The sequence below is a fragment of the Methylobacter psychrophilus genome (assembly GCF_025583945.1).
Classification (GTDB): domain Bacteria; phylum Pseudomonadota; class Gammaproteobacteria; order Methylococcales; family Methylomonadaceae; genus Methylobacter_C; species Methylobacter_C psychrophilus.
Window position 1 is genome coordinate 1 of record NZ_JAOEGU010000147.1, and the last position, 1,185, is coordinate 1,185.

Below are 1,185 nucleotides of genomic sequence, written 5' to 3' on the forward strand. Positions count from 1 at the left end.
GTAGCAAAAATTTGTACTTGGTAACTTTGCTGGGTCAGCTCCAGATATTCTTGGACAAGAATGGCAATAGAATAGGCTTCTTCGCCGCTTGAGCATCCGGGCGACCAGATGCGAATCGTGGTACTGAGGGGTTTTTCGAGAAAAAGTGTCGGGATGATCTGTTTTTCCAGTGCCATGAAGGCATCGGGATCGCGGAAAAAATTGGTCACGCCGATTAACAGGTCGGCAAATAGTGCATTGACTTCGGCCGGATTCCGTTGCAAAAATCGAAGGTACAAGTCAATGTTATCTATTTGTTGCACCGCCATGCGTCGTTCAATCCGGCGATAGATTGTTTTGGGTTTATAGAGGGAAAAGTCATGACCGGTTTGGCCCCGCAACAGTACGAAAATCTGGTTTAAAATTGCCTGCGGGGGGACCACAGTCGTGTTGATTAACGCCGGGCGTTTGCTAAAGGCATGCTTGACATATTTGATGAGTTGAGCGGGCATCTCGGCTGGCGACATGACGTAGTCGACCAGGCCGGTGGCAATAATGCTGCAGGGCATACCGTTGAATTCAGTGGATTCTGTATCCTGCGCCATAACGATGCCACCTTCGGCCTTGATGGCGCGTGCGCCTGATGTGCCATCGCTGCCGGTACCGGAAAGTATAATGCCGATGGCCCGTTCATGCTGATCTTGGGCGAGTGAGCGAAAGAAAAAATCAATAGGTAGGCGCTGACCGCGTGGCGCGAAAGGCATCAGCAATTGCAGTGTGCCGTTCAGTAACGCCATATCGCGGTTGGGTGGAATTATATAGGCGCAGTTGGGTTGCACCTGCATGCCGTTTTCAACTTGATAGACCTTCATGCGCGTATAACGCTGGATGAGATCAGTGAGGATGCTGCTATGGTCCGGAGCCAAGTGTTGTACCAAAACGAAAGCCATGTCAGGGTCGGTGTCGGTGGGCATGCCAGAGAAAAATGCCTCAAAAGCGGCCAGTCCGCCAGCCGAGGCACCGATACCAACAATCGGGAAAACGGTAACCGGCTTCTCAATCGGTTCTTGCGGCTTATGGCTGGTTGGTTTTATGGCTTGTGCGTCGCTTGTTTTGGCGTCGCCGGAAGCTTTCGTGGCATTTTTTTTGTTGTCCTTACGAGTCGTCATGACTATGTCCTGGTCTGGATGGTTGGGTCAGGGATTA

At 51.2% G+C, this 1,185-nt stretch carries 1 protein-coding gene; it reads right to left on the reverse strand.

The annotated features are described in order from the left end of the window. Nucleotides 1-1,148: chemotaxis protein CheB (locus N7974_RS20575; protein ID WP_317451643.1), on the reverse strand; the 1,148-nt coding region annotated here is incomplete at its 3' end. Nucleotides 1,149-1,185 lie beyond the last annotated feature (37 nt).